Annotated in this window: 13 protein-coding genes and 1 tRNA gene; 10 read left to right on the top strand and 4 right to left on the bottom strand. The window is 71.7% G+C overall.

What is annotated here, in order from left to right; translation table 11 throughout:
• Positions 1–160 precede the first annotated feature (160 nt).
• The 3 genes from ABRP24_RS08540 to ABRP24_RS08550 all read left to right on the top strand — a co-directional run bounded on the left by ABRP24_RS08540 (position 161) and on the right by ABRP24_RS08550 (position 3,272).
• Entirely contained in the window at positions 161–1,393 is a 1,233-nt protein-coding gene (locus ABRP24_RS08540; RefSeq protein WP_302475673.1) for an ABC transporter ATP-binding protein, read from the top strand.
• A complete protein-coding gene (locus tag ABRP24_RS08545; RefSeq protein WP_301600355.1) occupies positions 1,369–2,940 on the top strand; it encodes an ABC transporter permease in 1,572 nt (523 codons plus the stop codon). Before ABRP24_RS08540 ends, ABRP24_RS08545 begins: the two co-directional genes overlap by 25 nt.
• 71 nt (positions 2,941–3,011) lie before the next feature.
• The gene (locus ABRP24_RS08550; RefSeq protein WP_123313364.1) at positions 3,012–3,272 is read left to right on the top strand and encodes a DUF3039 domain-containing protein; all 261 of its coding nucleotides are present in this window, start codon (positions 3,012–3,014) and stop codon (positions 3,270–3,272) included.
• A gap of 190 nt (positions 3,273–3,462) precedes the next feature.
• Here ABRP24_RS08550 and ABRP24_RS08555 read toward each other — a convergent pair whose 3' ends face one another.
• Positions 3,463–4,752 (bottom strand): nicotinate phosphoribosyltransferase, encoded by a 1,290-nt coding sequence (locus ABRP24_RS08555; RefSeq protein ID WP_301600354.1) that lies wholly within the window; start codon positions 4,750–4,752, stop codon positions 3,463–3,465.
• Between the two features lie 194 nt (positions 4,753–4,946).
• Between ABRP24_RS08555 and murI the strand changes: the two genes are divergently transcribed.
• The 3 genes from murI to rdgB are packed head-to-tail and all read left to right on the top strand — an operon-like array spanning position 4,947 to position 7,116.
• Positions 4,947–5,792 carry a glutamate racemase gene (gene murI, locus ABRP24_RS08560; RefSeq protein WP_301600353.1) on the top strand — a complete coding sequence of 282 codons (846 nt, stop codon included), beginning with the start codon at positions 4,947–4,949 and terminating at the stop codon, positions 5,790–5,792.
• On the top strand, positions 5,789–6,526 hold the full coding sequence (gene rph, locus ABRP24_RS08565; protein WP_027464601.1) for a ribonuclease PH: 738 nt from the start codon (positions 5,789–5,791) through the stop codon (positions 6,524–6,526). The genes murI and rph overlap by 4 nt, the downstream gene beginning before the upstream one ends.
• Positions 6,523–7,116 carry an RdgB/HAM1 family non-canonical purine NTP pyrophosphatase gene (rdgB, locus tag ABRP24_RS08570; protein WP_301600352.1) on the top strand — a complete coding sequence of 198 codons (594 nt, stop codon included), beginning with the start codon at positions 6,523–6,525 and terminating at the stop codon, positions 7,114–7,116. Before rph ends, rdgB begins: the two co-directional genes overlap by 4 nt.
• Positions 7,117–7,240: 124 nt before the next feature.
• Here rdgB and ABRP24_RS08575 read toward each other — a convergent pair whose 3' ends face one another.
• From ABRP24_RS08575 to ABRP24_RS08585, 3 genes are all read right to left on the bottom strand, one after another.
• Positions 7,241–7,948: a DedA family protein gene (locus ABRP24_RS08575; RefSeq protein ID WP_027464603.1), complete on the bottom strand. Its 708-nt coding sequence runs from the start codon at positions 7,946–7,948 to the stop codon at positions 7,241–7,243.
• A gap of 145 nt (positions 7,949–8,093) precedes the next feature.
• Positions 8,094–8,174: transfer RNA gene (locus tag ABRP24_RS08580), tRNA-Leu, on the bottom strand.
• Positions 8,175–8,372: 198 nt separating this feature from the next.
• Positions 8,373–9,680 (bottom strand): MFS transporter, encoded by a 1,308-nt coding sequence (locus ABRP24_RS08585; protein ID WP_027464604.1) that lies wholly within the window; start codon positions 9,678–9,680, stop codon positions 8,373–8,375.
• A gap of 56 nt (positions 9,681–9,736) precedes the next feature.
• On the opposite strand from ABRP24_RS08585, the gene mnmA reads away from it, so the two are divergent.
• From mnmA to ABRP24_RS08605, 4 genes are all read left to right on the top strand, one after another.
• Positions 9,737–10,843 (top strand): tRNA 2-thiouridine(34) synthase MnmA, encoded by a 1,107-nt coding sequence (gene mnmA, locus ABRP24_RS08590; RefSeq protein WP_349848015.1) that lies wholly within the window; start codon positions 9,737–9,739, stop codon positions 10,841–10,843.
• Positions 10,844–10,909: 66 nt separating this feature from the next.
• Positions 10,910–13,240, top strand: a complete 2,331-nt coding sequence (ligA, locus tag ABRP24_RS08595) for an NAD-dependent DNA ligase LigA (RefSeq protein WP_349848013.1) — start codon at positions 10,910–10,912, stop codon at positions 13,238–13,240.
• 193 nt (positions 13,241–13,433) lie between these two features.
• Positions 13,434–14,837 (top strand): alpha/beta hydrolase, encoded by a 1,404-nt coding sequence (locus tag ABRP24_RS08600; RefSeq protein WP_349848010.1) that lies wholly within the window; start codon positions 13,434–13,436, stop codon positions 14,835–14,837.
• A gap of 247 nt (positions 14,838–15,084) precedes the next feature.
• Positions 15,085–17,433 (top strand): transglycosylase domain-containing protein, encoded by a 2,349-nt coding sequence (locus tag ABRP24_RS08605; RefSeq protein WP_176708349.1) that lies wholly within the window; start codon positions 15,085–15,087, stop codon positions 17,431–17,433.
• Positions 17,434–17,443 lie beyond the last annotated feature (10 nt).

Below are 17,443 nucleotides of genomic sequence, written 5' to 3' on the forward strand. Positions count from 1 at the left end.
CTGCTGGAGCAGGTTTCCAAGTGGTGAACACTCCTTCGTGCCCTGGTGAATGATACGGAAACACCCCCTCGCGGGGTACGGGTCTGCGCGCTTCGTACTCAATTCGTGACCCGGGCCGCGACGGTTCCCGACGGTCGGAGAGCGTTGGTACGGTGGGTCGATGCCAGCGCGAGCAGAGAACGAGGACGTGTACGCCACGGCCGACGCTGCCTGGATGACCGAGGCGGGGGACGCCGACGAAGCGGACACCGCCGCGGCTGCTGAGGGCGACGCAGCCGACGACGACACGGGGGACACTGATGCGGACGACGCCGCCACTGATGACGCGATGACCGACGCGACGACGGACACCCGTACCGACGCGACGACGGACACCCGTACCGACGACGCCACGACGGACACCCGCGCCGACGACGCGGCCGCCGCCGCGCCGCGCCTCGCGAAGGCGCGCAACGGCAAGGGACGCACCAAGCGCCCGACGAAGGCCGCCCCGCGGACCGACGCCGAGCCTCCCGTCCCGACCGACGCGGACGACGTGACGGACGACGCCGGCCGGGCGACCACCGCCACCCCGCCCGCGACGAAGAAGCGTGCGCCGCGCAGCGCCGCACCGAAGCAGCCGCAGACGCTCCAGCCCGTCGTGCTCGCAGCGAGCGGCCTGGTCAAGCGGTACGGGCAGACCCTGGCCGTCGACGAGGTCGACCTCGAGATCCGGCAGGGCTCGATCTTCGGCGTGGTCGGCCCGAACGGCGCCGGCAAGACGACGACCCTGTCCATGATCACCGGACTGCTGCGCCCCGACGCCGGCTCGGTGACCGTGCTCGATCACGACGTCTGGGCAGACCCGACGGCGGCGAAGCGCAGTCTCGGCGTCCTGCCGGACCGGCTCCGGCTGTTCGACCGGCTGACCGGTGCGCAGCTCCTGTACTACTCGGCCACGCTCCGCGGTCTCGACGGTGCCACCGCACGGAAGCGCAGCGCCGACCTCGCCGAGGCCTTCGGGCTGGGCGAGGCGCTCGGCCGCCAGGTCGCCGACTACTCGGTCGGCATGGCGAAGAAGATCGCCCTGGCAGCGACCCTGATCCACTCGCCGCGGGTGCTCGTGCTCGACGAGCCCTTCGAGTCGGTCGACCCGGTGAGTGCGGCGACGATCACGGACATCCTGCGCCGGTACACCCGGGGCGGCGGCACGGTCGTGCTCTCGAGCCACTCGATGGAGCTCGTGCAGCGCACCTGCGACTCGGTCGCCATCATCGTCGGCGGCAAGGTCCTGGCGTCCGGCACCATGGCCCAGGTCCGCGGGCGCAAGAGCCTCGAGGACAAGTTCGTCGAACTCGCCGGCGGTCGTGTCGTCGCGGAGAGCATGGAATGGTTGCACAGCTTCTCCGGCTGAGGGCGGACCTGCTCTCGGGCGAGGTCCGGGGCACCGCCCGCCGGTCCGTCGCCGTCGTGCTCGCCAGCCTCGTCGGACTCCTCGCCGCCGTGTTCGTCGCGTCGCAGACCATCGCCCTCGGTGACGTCGACCCGGACGTCGCGCGTGCGGTCATCGTGCCCGTCGGCACCCTGATCACCTTCGGGTTCACGGTCGTGCCGCTCGTCCTCGGCCGGAGCGACCAGCTCGACCCGCGGCGCTTCGCGGTGTTCGGCATCGAGCGCCGTCGCCTGGCGATCGGGCTCGTCGTCGCCGGACTCGTCGGCATCCCGGTGATCGGCGTGGTCGTCGTGGCGGTCGGCCAGGTCGTCGCCTGGGCCCGCGATCCCGGTCTCGGACTGCTCGCGGTCCTCGGCGGGCTGCTCGGCGTCGCGACCTGCGCGCTCCTGATCCGCGTCTGCTGCACCGTCGGCTCCCGGCTGATCGGGCCGGACCGCTCCCGCGACGCCGGGTGGCTGGTGGCCCTCGTCATCATCGCGCTCTCGATCCCGACGGTGGCGCTGCTGCTGCGCGTCGATTGGCTCGACCCGCAGGGCACCGAGATGCAGCGCGTCGCGGACGTCGCCGGCTGGACCCCCTGGGGTGCCGCGTGGGCCGTGCCCGCCGAGGTCGCGAGCGGCCACGTCGGCGCCGGTGTCGTGAAGCTCCTCGTCGCGGTCGCCGTCGTCGCGCTCCTCGCCTGGGCGTGGTGGGCGCTCGTCGGCCGTGCGCTCGAGACCGTCGACGACCGCGCCCGCACCCGCCGCTACCAGGGCCTGGGCTGGTTCGACCGGTTCGGCTCGGCCCCGGTGTCGGCCGTCGCCGCCCGGGCGCTCACCTACTGGGCGCGCGACCCGCGGTACCGCACGTCGTACCTGATCATCCTGCTCGTGCCGATCGTCGTCATCCCGCTCGGCGTCGCCGGGGTGCCGTGGCAGTGGACCGCCCTCGTACCGCTGCCGCTGATGGCCCTGATCGCCGGGTTCCTGCCGCACAACGACGTCTCGTACGACAACACCGCGGTGTGGCTGCACGTCGCGTCCGGTGCGCCCGGGTGGAGTGACCGGCTCGGTCGTGTCGTTCCCGTGCTGGTCGTGGGGGCGCCCGCGATCGTCGCCGGGGCCGCGCTGTCCGCGTGGCTGTTCGGCGACTGGGCCGCCTTCCCGCTGCTCATCGGCGTCAGTGCGAGTGCCCTGCTGTCCGGGCTCGGGTTGTCGAGCGTCCTGTCCGTGCTCATGCCCTACCCGACGGTGCGCCCGGGCGACCATCCCTTCCAGCAGCCGCAGGCCGCCGGCGTCACCGCCACGGTCGCGCAGGCGACCATGGTGATCGGCATCGTGCTCTGCACGGTCCCCGCTGTCGGCCTCGCGGTGCTCGCCGCCGTGCAGGGACCGGAGCCGTGGTCGGTGCTGACGCTCCTGGTGGGCATCGGGGTCGGTGCCGTCGTGCTCGTGATCGGTGTGTCCGCGGGCGGACGCCTGTTCGACCGCCGCGGCCCCGACCTGCTCGCCGCGGCGCAGCGCAACTAGCGGTGCAGCGCAACGAGCGGCGCAGCGCAACGAGCGGCGCGCCCGAGGCCGGACCGTCGTACCCTGGACCCATGAGCATGACGGAACCAGGCGGCGGCCTCGACGTGATGGACCGGGAGCTCGAGAAGCTCCTCGAAGACGAAGCGATCGAACCCGGTGACCACGAGCGGTTCTCGCACTACGTGAAGAAGGACAAGATCCTGCAGTCGGCCATGTCCGGCAAGCCGGTGAAGGCCCTGTGCGGCAAGAAGTGGATCCCGGGTCGCGACCCGGAGAAGTTCCCGGTCTGCCCGGACTGCAAGGCCATCTACGAGAAGATGAAGGCCGAGTAGACGCGACCAGCAGACGGACGGGAGGCCCGTGGCGACGCCGCCACGGGCCTCCCGTCCGTCGTCTGCGTCAGCTGACCGCGCATCGTGAGCAGAAATGGTCGGGTCACCCTCGGACACCCGACCATTTCTGCTCACGAAGCGGCGACGCGAACGCGAGGCGCGACGCGCGATGCGTTCGTGCGTGCGTGCCCTAGATCACCAGGGTGGGGATGGCGGGGTCGCCGCGCCCGATGCGGGACGCGTCGGCGGGCAGCTCCGCCTTCGCGCGCTTGTGGTGCGCGCGTGCGGCCTCGACGCCCTGCGTGCCGAGGAACGCCGGGTCGACCTCGCCGCCGCTGACGACGGGGACCAGCAGCGGCCGCTCGTCCGGGCCGACCTGCGCACCCGTGAGCACGATCTCGGCGGTCGCGACGCCGTTGCGGAGTCGTCGGCCCGCCTCCTTCCGGCCGCCGATCGACGCCTTGTCGGCCGACTTCTTGGCGACGGGGACCCAGTCGCCGCCGTCCGCGTCCCGGTGCGCGACGAGCTTGAACACCATGCCGGCGGCCGGGTGCCCGGAGCCGGAGACGACCGAGGTGCCGACGCCGTACGAGTCGACCGGGGCGGCTCGGAGCGCGGCGATCGTGTACTCGTCGAGGTCGTTCGTCACCGTGATCTTCGTGCCCGTCGCACCGAGGCGGTCGAGCTGCGCACGCACGGCGGCGACGACGGACGGCAGGTCGCCGCTGTCGATCCGGACGCCGCCGAGCTTGCCGTCGGTGAGCCGGACGGCCGTCTCGACCGCGGCCTCGATGTCGTAGGTGTCGACGAGCAGGGTCGTGCCGCTGCCGAGCGCGTCGAGCTGCGAACGGAACGCCTGCTCCTCGGAGTCGTGCAGCAGCGTGAAGGCGTGCGCGGCGGTGCCCATCGTGGGGATGCCCCAGGTGCGGCCGGCCTCGAGGTTGCTCGTCGCACCGAAGCCGGCGATGTACGCGGCACGGGCGGCGGCCACGGCGTTCCACTCACCGGTGCGGCGGGAGCCCATCTCGGCGAGCGGGCGGCCGTCGGCGGCGGACACCATGCGGGCGGCGGCCGAGGCGATCGCGGAGTCCGCGTTGAAGATGCTGAGGGCGAGGGTCTCGAGCACGACGGCCTCGGCGAAGGTGCCCTCGATCTGCAGGATGGGGGAGTTCGGGAAGTAGACCTCGCCCTCCCGGTAGGCGCGGACGTCGCCGCCGAACCGGTAGTCGGCGAGCCACGAGGCGGTGCCGGCGTCGATGACGCCGCGGTCGCGCAGGAACCCGATCTCCTCGTCGCCGAAGCGGAAGTCGCCGAGGGCGGTGAGGAAGCGTCCGAGTCCGGCCGCGACACCGTAGCGGCGGCCGTCCGGCAGCCGCCGGGCGAACACCTCGAAGACGCATCGGCGGTCGGCGGTGCCGTCCTTCAGGGCGGCGTCCACCATGGTGAGCTCGTACTGGTCGGTGAGGAGCGCGCTGGTCACGTCTCCGACACTAGTGACGTGACCCTCGGGAGGCCCGGATCACGCCCGGCGCCCGGCGTCACGGTTCGGTCCGTGCGAGGTTCCGTACTCGGTGGTACCCGCCGAGGGTCGCACCGAGTCCGGAACCTCGCACGGCGCGTGGGCGGACCTCGCACGGTGCGAGGGTTCGGGACGGGCATCGGTACGCTGGTGCCGTGACGGATGCACCGATCGGAGTCTTCGACAGCGGGGTCGGCGGCCTCACCGTGGCCCGCGCCATCATCGACCAGCTCCCGCGCGAGAGCATCCGGTACGTCGGCGACACCGTGCACTCGCCCTACGGCCCGAAGCCCATCGCCGACGTCCGCCGCTACGCGCTCGAGGTCATGGACGATCTCGTCGAGCAGGGCGTGAAGGCCCTGGTGATCGCGTGCAACACCGCCTCGTCCGCCGTGCTCCGCGACGCCCGCGAACGGTACGAGCAGGCGTACGGCATCCCCGTGGTCGAGGTCATCCAGCCCGCGGCCCGCGCCGCCGTCAAGCAGACCCGCACGGGCCGCATCGGGGTCATCGGCACCGTCGGCACCATCGCGTCGCGCGCCTACGAGGACGCCTTCGCGGTCGCCGCCGACGTCACGCTGACCACCACCGCGTGCCCCCGGTTCGTCGAGTTCGTCGAAGCGGGGGACACCTCGTCGCCGTCGCTGCGCGAGATCGCGGCCGGGTACCTCGACCCGATCCGTGCCGCCGACGTGGACACCCTCGTGCTCGGCTGCACCCACTACCCGCTCATGTCCGCCGCGATCCAGTTCGTCATGGGTCCGGAGGTCACGCTCGTCTCCAGCGCCGAGGAGACCGCGAACGACGTCTACCGCCGGCTCGTGGAGCACGGGCTCGAGCGCACCGCGACCACCGCCCCGACGTACTCGTTCGAGGCGACGGGCGACGACAAGAACGGCTTCATCCGGCTCGCCCGGCGCTTCCTCGGTCCCGAGGTCTCGAGCGTCGGCCACCTCCAGACGGGGGCCATCACGCTGCCCCGCACCGAAAGGACCCCATGACCGACAACCTCCGCGTCGACGGCCGTACCGCCACCGACCACCGTCCCGTCACCATCGAGCGGGGGTGGAGCACGCAGGCCGAGGGCAGCGCGCTCATCTCCTTCGGCAACACCAAGGTGCTCTGCACCGCGTCGTTCACCAACGGCGTGCCCCGCTGGCTCGCCGGCAAGGGCACCGGGTGGGTCACCGCCGAGTACTCGATGCTGCCGCGGTCGACCAACGAGCGCATGCAGCGCGAGTCCATCAAGGGCAAGGTCGGCGGCCGCACGCACGAGATCTCCCGCCTGATCGGGCGTTCGCTCCGCGCCGTCGTCGACACGAAGGCCCTGGGCGAGAACACCCTCGTCATCGACTGCGACGTGCTGCAGGCCGACGGCGGCACGCGCACGGCGTCGATCACGGGCGCGTACGTGGCAATGGCCGACGCGATCGAGTGGGGCCGCGCCAAGGGCTTCATCGCGAAGAAGGCCACCCCGCTCACCGACAGCGTGCAGGCGATCTCGGTCGGCATCGTCAAGGGGGAGCCGATGCTCGACCTGGCCTACACCGAGGACTCCGCAGCGGACACCGACATGAACATCGTCACGACGGGGTCGGGCAAGTTCATCGAGGTGCAGGGCACCGCCGAGCACGCGCCGTTCGACCGAGACGAGCTGAACGTCCTGCTCGACCTCGGCCTCGCCGGCAACCAGTCGCTCGCGGCGATCCAGCGTTCGGTCCTGGGCCTGGCGTGACGTCCCGCGAGGTGGTGCTGGCCACCCACAACCAGGGCAAGGTCGTCGAACTGCGCGAGATCCTCGGGTCGGCGCTCGGCGAGGGTGTCGAACTCGTCGGGTACGACGGTCCCGAGCCGGTCGAGGACGGCGACAGCTACGCGGCGAACGCCCTGATCAAGGCGCGTGCCGCGGTCGCACACACGGGGTTGCCGGCGCTCGCCGACGACTCCGGGATCGCGGTCGACGCCCTCGGGGGCTCACCGGGCATCCACTCGGCCCGCTACGCCGGCACCCGCTCGGACGCCGACAACATCGCGCTGCTGCTCACGAACCTGCAGGGTGTCGTCGAGCGGACCGCCGCGTTCGTGTGCGCAGCGGCCTTCGTGACGCCCGACGGTCAGGAGCACGTCGTCGAGGCGGTCTGGAACGGCGAGGTGCTGACCGAGCCCGTCGGTGACGGCGGGCACGGCTACGACCCGGTGTTCCGACCGGACGACGCCGACCGCTCGTCGGCGGAGCTCACCCGCGACGAGAAGAACGCCCTGTCGCACCGCAGCAAGGCGTTCCGGGGCATCGCGCCGATCGTGCAGGAGCACTTCGGCGTCTGAGCGTCCGCGCTCTTTCCGTTCCGCACAACCGAAGTCGCCCCGAACCACGTGATCTCGGGGTTCGAGGCGACTTCGGTTGTGCGCGGTGCGCGGTACGCCGGTGCGCGGTGCGCCAGCCCTGCGGCTAGAGCGTCGGGTCGACCGTCGGGGCCGTGGTGGCCTCGGCCTCGTTCGTGTGCTTCGCCTTGCGGGCGTTGCGCAGGTACGTCAGCGCCATCGGCACGACGGTCACGACGACCGCGGCGAGCAGGATGATGTCGATGTACTCGCGGACGATGTGCGCCACGAAGGGGATGTGCCCGATGAAGTACCCGAGGAACGTCACGCCGACGCCCCAGACCACGGCGCCGATCGCGTTGTAGAGCGAGTACTTCTTGTAGTCCATCCGGCCGACGCCCGCGGCGATCGGGGCGAAGGTGCGGACGACCGGCACGAAGCGCGCCAGGATCACGGCGAGGGGGCCGAAACGGTGGAAGAACGCGTTGGTGCGCTCGACGTTCGCCTTCGAGAAGAGCCCGCTGTCCTTGCGTTCGAAGATCGGTGGCCCGGCCTTCTTGCCGATGTAGTACCCGAGCTCACCGCCGAGGAACGCGGCGGCGCCGATCATCAGCGCCGCGACCCAGATCGGGATGCCGCCGATCTCGCCACCGCGGTCGAAGGCGAACAGGCCGGTGATGACCAGCAGGCTGTCGCCCGGGAAGATGAAGCCGATGAGGAGACCGGTCTCGGCGAACACGATCGCGCAGACCACGAGCACGGCGATGGCCCCGAAGTGGTCGAGGATGTACTGCGGATCGAGCCACGGGATCAGGGCGAGTGCGACGGAGTGCATGGTTCTTCCGGTCGTGGAGGCGGGAGTCACGGGGAGGACTCCCGCGGGATGAGGGTACCGCCCGGAAGTGACCGGGCCATCCCTCGCAGGGTTGACCTGCTCGAGGCGTGCGGATGACCGCAACGGTGCGCCTGGGGGGACTCGGTGCGGAAGGAGGGACTCGAACCCTCACGCCTGGGGCACAGGAACCTAAATCCTGCGTGTCTACCGATTCCACCACTCCCGCGAGCAGCGGCAGTCTACCGAGCGCGGCGTGCGGGGCGGACGTGCGTCGGGCCTCCAGGCCGTGGGACGCACCGTGCGCGGGACGTGACGTGGTGCGAGGAACCGGACGTGGTGCGGGGCGGGCCGAGTGCCACCGAGTACGGAACCTCGCACGGGACGACAGCGCGGCAGCGCGGCAGCACGTCAGCGCGTGAGCGCGTCAGCGCAGCGGGCGCGGCAGGTACCGGGGGACGTACCGGAGCAGGATGCCCGCGCCGACCAGGCCGAGCACGCCCATCACCCCGCTGGCGACCGCGATGGACGCGACGGCGGTCACGCCGGAGATGAGGAGCGGTGCCGCCGCCGACCCGAAGTCGCCGGTGAACCGCCAGGCCCCCAGGAACGGTGCCGGGGCGTCGCGCGGTGCGAGGTCCGCGCCGAGCGTCATGAGGATGCCGGAACCGACCCCGTTGGCCAGGGACATGCCCATCGCGATCGCGACGAACCAGCCGACCCGGGCGTCCAGGTGGCCGCTCCAGGCGAGCAGGAAGTAGCTGATGCTCAGGCCGAGCATGCAGGGCAGCGCGCTCGCGAGCCGTCCCCACCGGTCCATGATCTGCCCGCTCGTGTAGAAGAGCGCGAAGTCGACGGCTCCGGCGATGCCGATCACGAGGGCCGCGGTCGAGTCGTCGAGGCCGACGCTCACCGCCCAGAGCGGCAGGATCACCTGTCGTCCGGCGCGCATCGCGCCGATCAGGCCGGCACCGCTGCCGAGCCGCAGCAGGACCGCCCCGTTCGCGCGGATGGTGCGGAAGAGGCCCTGCGCCTCCTGCTGGACGAACTGCGCGCCGGTGTCGGCGGGCGGTTCGGTCGCGTGGTCGCTCGCGTCGGTCGCGTGGTCGGCCGAGCGCCGGGAGGCCCGTGGCGGCAACCGCAGGCCGCGTGTGCCCGTCGCCGGGTCGCGCAGCACCAGGAGCACGGTCGCCGCCGCCAGGCAGCAGACGACGTGGATCCAGAAGGCGCTGCTGGTGGTGCCGGTCAGGTGGATGACGCCGGCGGCGATGAAGGGGCCGACGAAGTAGCCGAAGCGGAAGACGCCGCCCAGGCTCGACAGCGCCCGGGCCCGGATCCGCAGGGGGATCGCGGTGGTCATGTAGGCGTGCCTGGCGAGCGCGAACACCGCGGTGGAGACGCCGACCAGGAACACCCCGAGCGCCAGGACCCAGGCGTTCGCGGCCGTCGTGGCGACGACGAGCCCGACCACGGAGACGAGCGCGGCGCCGATCATCGCGTTCCGCTCACCGATGCGGGCGACGACGATGCCGGACGGCACGTCGCCGATGAGCTCCCCGACCAGGATGAGCGAGGCGACGAAGCCCGCGAACGCCAGGCTGGCGCCGAGGGAGTCGGCGGCGATCGGGATGATCGGGATGATCGCGCCCTCGCCGATCGCGAAGAGCGCGGCGGGCAGGAACCCGGACAGCAGGACGGACCGGAAGTCGAATGAGTCGTTCCCCGTCGTGGCCATCGCCCGACCAACGGTACGCCAGCGGTACCGCTTCGTCGGCGGGTTACCCTGGACGCATGCGTGTTCTTGCGGCGATGAGCGGTGGTGTCGACTCGGCGGTGGCCGCAGCCCGGGCGGTCGACGCCGGCCACGACGTGGTGGGCGTGCACCTGGCCCTGAGCCGGATGCCCGGCACCCTGCGTACCGGCAGCCGCGGATGCTGCACCATCGAGGACTCGATGGACGCCCAGCGCGCCGCGTCGGCCCTCGGGATCCCGTACTACGTGTGGGACTTCTCGGCCCGGTTCAAGGAGGACGTCGTCGACGACTTCGTGGCCGAGTACCAGGCCGGCCGCACCCCGAACCCCTGCATGCGCTGCAACGAGCGGATCAAGTTCGCGGCGCTGCTCGAGAAGGCACTCGCCCTGGGGTTCGACGCCGTCGCGACCGGGCACTACGCCTCGATCGTCACCGGTCCGGACGGCTCCCGCGAACTGCACCGGTCGGCCGCGTGGGCCAAGGACCAGTCGTACGTGCTCGGCGTCCTGACCGCCGAGCAGCTGCAGCACGCGATGTTCCCGCTCGGAGCCACCCCGTCGAAGGACGAGGTCCGGGCCGAGGCCGCCGAGCGCGGGCTGACGGTCGCCCAGAAGCCGGACTCCTACGACATCTGCTTCATCCCGGACGGTGACACCCGCGGCTGGCTGGCGGACCGCGTCGGCACCGCCCCCGGCGACGTCGTCGAGCGTGACGGCAGGGTCGTCGGCTCGCACGAGGGCGCCACCGGCTACACCGTCGGACAGCGCCGCGGCCTGGCCCTCGGCCGCCCGGCACCCGACGGCAAGCCCCGGTTCGTGCTCGAGATCCGTCCGAAGGACAACACCGTCGTCGTCGGCCCGAAGGAAGCCCTCGCCGTCACCTCGATGTCCGGCTCGCGGTTCACCTGGGCGGGCACGGCCCCGGCCGACCCCGCGACGCCGTTCGCCTGCGACGTGCAGATCCGCGCGCACGCCGACCCGGTGCCCGCGACCGCCCGGGTGCAGGACGACGTGCTCGTCATCGACGTCGACGAGCCGCTGCACGGGGTCGCTCCCGGGCAGACCGCCGTGGTCTACGTCGGCACGCGGGTGCTCGGCCAGTGCACGATCGACACCACGGTCAGCGCCGTCCCCGTCAACGCCTGACCCCGCCGCTCCCGGGGCGCACGCTCGCTGCACGCCGCGTCGGTGGTGCACGGTAGAACTGATGCCATGAGCGAGACCGACGCGACGTTCGAGACCATCGACCCCGACGGGCTCGACGCCGCCCAGGCCGCGCGCGAGGTCGACCGGTTGCGCGCCCGCGTCAACGAGCTGCGCCACGACTACTACGAGGGCAACGCCTCGCCCCTGTCGGACGCCGACTACGACGCCCTGGTGCACCGCCTCGACGCGATCGAACGGCGGTTCCCGGAACTCCTGACGCCCGACAGCCCGACGCAGACCGTGGGCGGGCAGGCGCAGACGACGCAGTTCGCGCCGGTCGAGCACGCCGAGCGCATGCTCTCGCTCGACAACGTCTTCAGCCCCGACGAGCTCACCGAGTGGGCCCTCAAGGTGCAGCGGGACGCCGGTGCCGAGCGGGTGCGGTTCCTGACCGAGCTGAAGATCGACGGCCTGGCCATCAACCTGCGGTACGAGCACGGTCGGCTCGTCTCGGCCGCCACCCGCGGTGACGGCGTGGTCGGCGAGGACGTCACCGGCAACGTCCGCACCATGGGCACGATCCCGGACCGCCTGTCGGGAACCGGCCACCCGCCCCTGGTCGAGGTCCGGGGCGAGATCTTCTTCCCGGTCGCCGAGTTCGACGAGCTCAACGCGAACCAGCGCGAGGCGGGGGAGCGCGTGTTCGCCAACCCGCGCAACGCCGCCGCCGGGTCCCTCCGCCAGAAGGAAGAGGGCAAGTCCGAGGCGAAGCGTGCCCTGATGGTCGACCGGCTGCGGCGTCTGCGGATGCTCGTGCACGGCATCGGCGCGTGGCCCGTCCGCGAACTCGAGCAGGGCACCGACGTCCGCAGCCAGTCCGAGGTGTACGAGCTGCTGCAGACCTGGGGCCTGCCGACGAGCAGCCACTACCGGGTGTTCGACACCATCGACGAGGTCAACGGCTTCGTCCGGACCACGGGGGAACGCCGGTCGGCCGTCGAGCACCAGATCGACGGCGTCGTGGTGAAGGTCGACGACCTCGCCCTGCACGAGGAACTCGGGTCGACGTCACGGGCGCCGCGGTGGGCGATCGCCTACAAGTACCCGCCGGAAGAAGTGCACACCACGCTCACCGACATCGTGGTCAGCGTCGGCCGCACCGGCCGTGCGACCCCGTTCGCGGTGATGGCCCCGGCCGAGGTCGCCGGGTCCGTCGTCCGCCAGGCCACGCTGCACAACCAGCAGGTCGTCAAGGCGAAGGGCGTGCTGATCGGCGACACCGTCGTGCTGCGGAAGGCCGGCGACGTCATCCCCGAGGTGCTCGGCCCGGTGGTCGAGCTCCGTGACGGCTCCGAGCGCGAGTTCGTGATGCCGACGAACTGCCCCGAGTGCGGCACCGAGCTCGCCCCCGCGAAGGAAGGCGACATCGACCTGCGCTGCCCGAACGCGAAGAGCTGCCCGGCGCAGGTGCGCGGTCGGGTCGAGCACATCGCCTCGCGCGGGTCGCTCGACATCGAGGGGCTCGGCGAGGTCGCGGCCGCGGCGCTCACGCAGCCGCTCCGCCCGGAGACCCCGCCGCTCGTCACCGAGGCCGGACTGTTCGACCTGACGATGCAGGACATCGTCCCGATCGAGGTCATCGTCCGCGACGCCGAGACCGGCATGGAGAAGGTCGACGACGACGGCACCCCGAAGCGCGTCACACCGTTCAGCCGGGCGCGCAAGAAGACCGACCCGCCGTTCGACCCCGAGGCACGGGGCGCCGACTACACCGGTGAGCCGAGCCGCTACCCGTCGAAGAACGCGTTCGAGATGCTCGCGAACATCGACGCCGCGAAGACGAAGCCCCTGTGGCGGATCCTGGTCGGCCTGAGCATCCGCCACGTCGGACCGGTCGCCGCCCGAGCCCTGGCGAACCACTTCGGCTCCCTCGACGCGATCCGGTCGGCCTCGCGCGAGGACCTCGCGGCCGTCGACGGGGTGGGCGGCATCATCGCCGACGCCCTGCTCGCCTGGTTCGACGTCGACTGGCACCGCGAGATCATCGACCGCTGGACCGCGGCCGGCGTGCAGTTCACCACCCCGGGCCACCCCGGCCCGGGCAGCGCCGACGTCGAGGGCGGCGTGCTGAGCGGCGTCACCGTCGTCGCGACCGGGTCACTCGAGGGCTACACGCGCGAAGGTGCGCTGGAGGCGATCATCACCGCCGGCGGCAAGGCGGCGTCGAGCGTGAGCAAGAAGACCGACTTCGTGGCCGCCGGTCCGGGTGCCGGTTCGAAGCTCACGAAGGCCGAGCAGCTGGGTGTCCGGATCATCGACGCCGAGCAGTTCCACCTGCTCGTGACCGAGGGGCCGGCGGTGCTCGCCGAACCGGAAGCGCCGACGACCGAGGACTGAGGCCCGAGAACCGAGCGGGATGCCCAGCACGCCCGTTCGCATCCGCTGAGCGCGGCGCGCCGTCGAACGCGCCCAGTTCGGGGGACAAGTTGCATCGCGCATGGATGATCGGCAGACATCTCCATAGACTCGACCGAGCATCACCCGTCGTCTGCAGGGGGACGTCGGGACGGCCTTCCCGGGGGAGACCCGAATGCTGCTCATCGCTGCGGCTCTGCTCACCGCCTCGGTGCACTCGCTCGGAGTGATCGAGGCCCCAGGCATGCCCCCGGCGCACCAGGTCACGGTCACCAGCACCGCCGCGACCCGCATCGTCCCGGTCGTGGACCCCGCCGTCGCCACGCTCCCGGCGGCACCGGCGGTACCAGCGGCGTCGACATCGACATCGACGACGGGGGTGGGGGTCGACGACATCGCCGCCGCGCACGGACGAGCCTTCGTGGAGGACCTCGGTGCACTCGGCGCCGCCGACCTGCGAAGCGCGGCCACCGACCGTCGTGTCGTGGCGACGGTGCAGGACGACCCGCCGCCCGCGCAGACCGTCGCGCAGTGGTGGTCGCACCTGCCGGCCGACGAGCAGGACCGGCTCCGGGTGCACGCACCCGCCCTGGTGGGGAACCTCGAGGGCGTGCCGTACGCCGTCCGCGACCAGGCCAACCGCGCGACGCTGACCGCCGGCCTCGCCGACGCCGACCTCGGTGCAGCCCGGGCCGCGATGCTCGGGCAGGTCCGCGACTCCCTGGTGCAGGAGCCGGGCGACCCGCGGCGCTTCCTGGTGGCGCTCGACACCCGGGGTTCCGGGCGTGCGGCGATCAGCATCGGCGACCTCGACACCGCGGCCGACGTCACCGTCGTGGTGCCGGGAATGTTCTTCACGGTCACCGGGCAGATGACCGACTTCACCAACACCGCCAACGACCTGTCCCGGGAGCAGGCCACCCTGGCGCCGCTCGCCGCCACCGGCAACGGGTCGGGTGTCGCCGTCGTCGCGTGGATGGGGTACCGCACTCCGGACCTGTCGAACATCCTGTCGCTCGGGCTCGCACGGACCGGGGCGGAGCGGCTCGAACGGACCGTCGCGGGGCTGCGCGTGATCCGCGCAGGCGACCAACCACGGGTGAACATCGTCGCGCACTCGTACGGGTCGACCACGGCGATGACGGCCCTGGCGTCGGGGCGCATGACCGCCGACACCCTGACCGTGCTCGGATCGCCGGGCAGCGACGTCCGGACGGCGGACGACCTCGCCGTCGCCACCGGACAGGTCTTCGTCGGCGGTGCGCACAGCGACCCCATCGCGGGCTCCGGGTACTTCGGTACCGACCCGGGTGGGGCGTCGTTCGGCTCGACCGTGCTCGACCTGGCCGGGGGCGCCGACGCGCTGTCGGCCGGTGACGTGTTCCGGCGTCCCGTGGGGCACAACGACTACCTCAAACCGGGCACGGCATCGCTGCACGACGTCGCCCTGATCGGCATCGGACGCGGCGACCTGGTGCGCGAGCAGGTCCGACGCGGGAAGTCGGGTGGCGACGGCATCGTCGGCGCCTCGCCGGACATGTACCTCGTGCGCCCGCAGGACCTGCAGCCCCGTGACTGACCGGCCGTGCCCGACCGCCCCCTGAGCGACCCGGCGGACCCGCCGTTCGTGGCGACGCGGTGGGCGTGACCCGATCGTGACCGGCCGCCGACGTGCCGGAGCCGTCGCGGGCCTCCCGGCCGGATCGGTGCGCCCGCGCGGATCGCGACCCGTCCTCGGAACGGGCTGGGTGGCAACCTGAACGCGACCGCAGCCTGCACTCGTTCCGGGGCAGAACCAGTACAGCCCTGCTGCCTACGGTGCCGTCATGCGTGTGGTGCGATGGCCTGGTGCTCTCCTGATGTTCGTGGTGATGTCCGTGCTCGCCGGCATGCTCGTCGCCGTCGCGGTGACCCCGGCGGTCGCCGTCGCGGGAGAGGGGACCTCCGGGGCGGTCTCGTTCTTCGAGGACCTGCCGACCTACCTCGACGTGCAGACCCCGCAGCAGGTGTCGTCCATGTACGCGGAGCAGGGCGGGAAGCAGGTCAAGATCGCCTCGTTCTACGCCGAGAACCGCACGAACGTGACGGCCGACCAGATGGCGGACACGCTCAAGCAGGCGGCGATCGACACGGAGGACCCGCGCTACTACGACGAGGGCGGCATCGACGTGCTCGGCACGCTCCGCGGCGTCGCCGCGACCGTCGTCGGCGGCGATGTGCAGGGCGGCTCGAGCATCACACAGCAGTACGTCAAGAACGTCCTAGTGCAGCAGTGCGAGGAGCTCACCGGCGCGGACCAGGCCGCCACCGAGAAGAAGGTCGAGGCCTGCTACGAGGATGCGGCCGGCGTCACGCCGCAGCGCAAACTGCAGGAGATGCGGTACGCCATCGCGGTGAACAAGAAGTACTCGAAGGACGAGATCCTGACCGGGTACCTCAACATCGTCGGGCTCGGCGGGCGGGTCTACGGCGCCGAGGCCGGGGCCGAGTACTACTTCGGCGTGCACGCGAAGGACCTGTCGCTCGTGCAGTCGGCCACGCTCGTCGCGATCCTCAACAACCCGTCGAACCTGCGCATCGACGTGCCGAGCGACAAGGACAACGGCAAGGCCAACGGGTACGAGCTGACGAAGGAGCGCCGCGACTACGTGCTCCGCCGGATGCAGGCGCACGGGTCGATCACGAAGGCGCAGATGACGAAGGCGATCGCGACGCCGGTCACGCCGAAGATCACCGAGACCGCCAACGGGTGCTCGACCGCCGCGACGAACCACGACGCCGGCTACTTCTGCGACTACGTCCGCGACCAGGTGCTGCAGGACCCCGCGTTCGGCAAGACCGCGGCGGCACGCATCGCCACGCTCGACACCAAGGGCCTGCAGATCCACACCTCGCTCGACCTCGACCTGCAGGGTCAGGCACAGTCCGCCCTGTCCACCTACGTGCCGGCCACCATGGCCGGCGTCGACGTCGGCGGCTCGAACGTCACCGTGGAGCCCGGCACCGGCCGGATCATGTCGATGGTCCAGAACACCACCTACACGCAGGGGGACCACGCCGGGGCCGGTGCCACGGCGGTGAACTACAGCGCCGACTCCGGGTACGGCAACTCGGGCGGGTTCCAGACCGGCTCGACCTACAAGGTGTTCACCCTGGCCGAGTGGCTCGCCAGCGGGCACACCCTGTCCGACTCGGTCACCACCTCGGAGCACCAGTTCGAGAACGCCGAGTTCACCAACACCTGCCAGAACGTCGCGGGCGGCACCTGGAACGTCGCCAACGCCGAGAGGGTGCCGTCGTCGATGTCGGTCGAGGCGGCGACGGTCGAGTCGATCAACACCGCGTACGCCCAGATGGGCAAGCAGCTCGACCTGTGCAAGATCGCCCAGCTCGCGCAGTCGATGGGCATCCACCGCGCCGACGGCGGTGACCTCACGCAGACGCCGTCCTCGATCCTCGGCGTGAACGAGCTGTCGCCGATCGACCTGGCCGAGGCGTACGCGGGCTTCGCCAACGGCGGCATCGTGTGCACGCCCACCGCGATCGACTCGGTGACCGAGGCGGACGGCACGAAGATCACCCCGACGCCGTCGTCCTGCACGCAGGGTGTCTCGGCGGACGTCGCGGGCACGGTCGACTACGCGCTGCAGGGCGTGCTGTCCGGGTCGGGGACGGCCGCGAGTGCGAACCCCGGGGACAGCGTGGCGAAGTTCGCGAAGACCGGCACCACCGACGGTGACGTGCAGAACTGGCTGGTCGCGTCGTCGACGAAGTACACGAACGCCACCTGGGTCGGCAACGTGCAGGGGAACGTGAGCCTGGCGAACTGGCCGTTCCTGCAGGGCACCACCGGGTACAGCGCGAAGTTCGGGGTCGGGAAGTCGATGATGGCGTACCTGGACCAGACCGTCGGCGGGGGAGCGCTGCCCGCGCCGAGCCAGGCGATGATCGGGCAGGCGAGCAAGTCGTCTTCGTCGTCTTCGTCGTCTTCGTCGTCGGGGTCCTCGTCCGGGCAGGGGACGGCGCAGGACGACCAGACGACGCCCACGGCTGCGCCCGCTGCTCCGGGGGCTGCGCCCGCTGCTCCGGCTGCACCCGCTGCACCCGCTGCGCCGGCGCCCGCCGCGACGGTGGCCCCGGCGGCGCCGGCTGCGAGGGACCAGAACGGGAAGTGACCCGCTGGCC

The sequence above is a fragment of the Curtobacterium sp. WHRI 8282 genome (assembly GCF_040223925.2).
GTDB lineage: Bacteria > Actinomycetota > Actinomycetes > Actinomycetales > Microbacteriaceae > Curtobacterium > Curtobacterium flaccumfaciens.

Coding starts and splice junctions, on each gene's coding strand:
- ABRP24_RS08585 (WP_027464604.1), bottom strand. CDS start 9,680: ATGGCCACGACGGGGAACGACTCATTCGACTTCCGGTCCGTCCTGCTG.
- mnmA (WP_349848015.1), top strand. CDS start 9,737: ATGCGTGTTCTTGCGGCGATGAGCGGTGGTGTCGACTCGGCGGTGGCC.
- ABRP24_RS08605 (WP_176708349.1), top strand. CDS start 15,085: ATGCGTGTGGTGCGATGGCCTGGTGCTCTCCTGATGTTCGTGGTGATG.
- rph (WP_027464601.1), top strand. CDS start 5,789: ATGACCGACAACCTCCGCGTCGACGGCCGTACCGCCACCGACCACCGT.
- ABRP24_RS08540 (WP_302475673.1), top strand. CDS start 161: ATGCCAGCGCGAGCAGAGAACGAGGACGTGTACGCCACGGCCGACGCT.
- ABRP24_RS08550 (WP_123313364.1), top strand. CDS start 3,012: ATGAGCATGACGGAACCAGGCGGCGGCCTCGACGTGATGGACCGGGAG.
- ABRP24_RS08600 (WP_349848010.1), top strand. CDS start 13,434: ATGCTGCTCATCGCTGCGGCTCTGCTCACCGCCTCGGTGCACTCGCTC.
- ABRP24_RS08545 (WP_301600355.1), top strand. CDS start 1,369: ATGGTTGCACAGCTTCTCCGGCTGAGGGCGGACCTGCTCTCGGGCGAG.
- ligA (WP_349848013.1), top strand. CDS start 10,910: ATGAGCGAGACCGACGCGACGTTCGAGACCATCGACCCCGACGGGCTC.
- ABRP24_RS08575 (WP_027464603.1), bottom strand. CDS start 7,948: ATGCACTCCGTCGCACTCGCCCTGATCCCGTGGCTCGATCCGCAGTAC.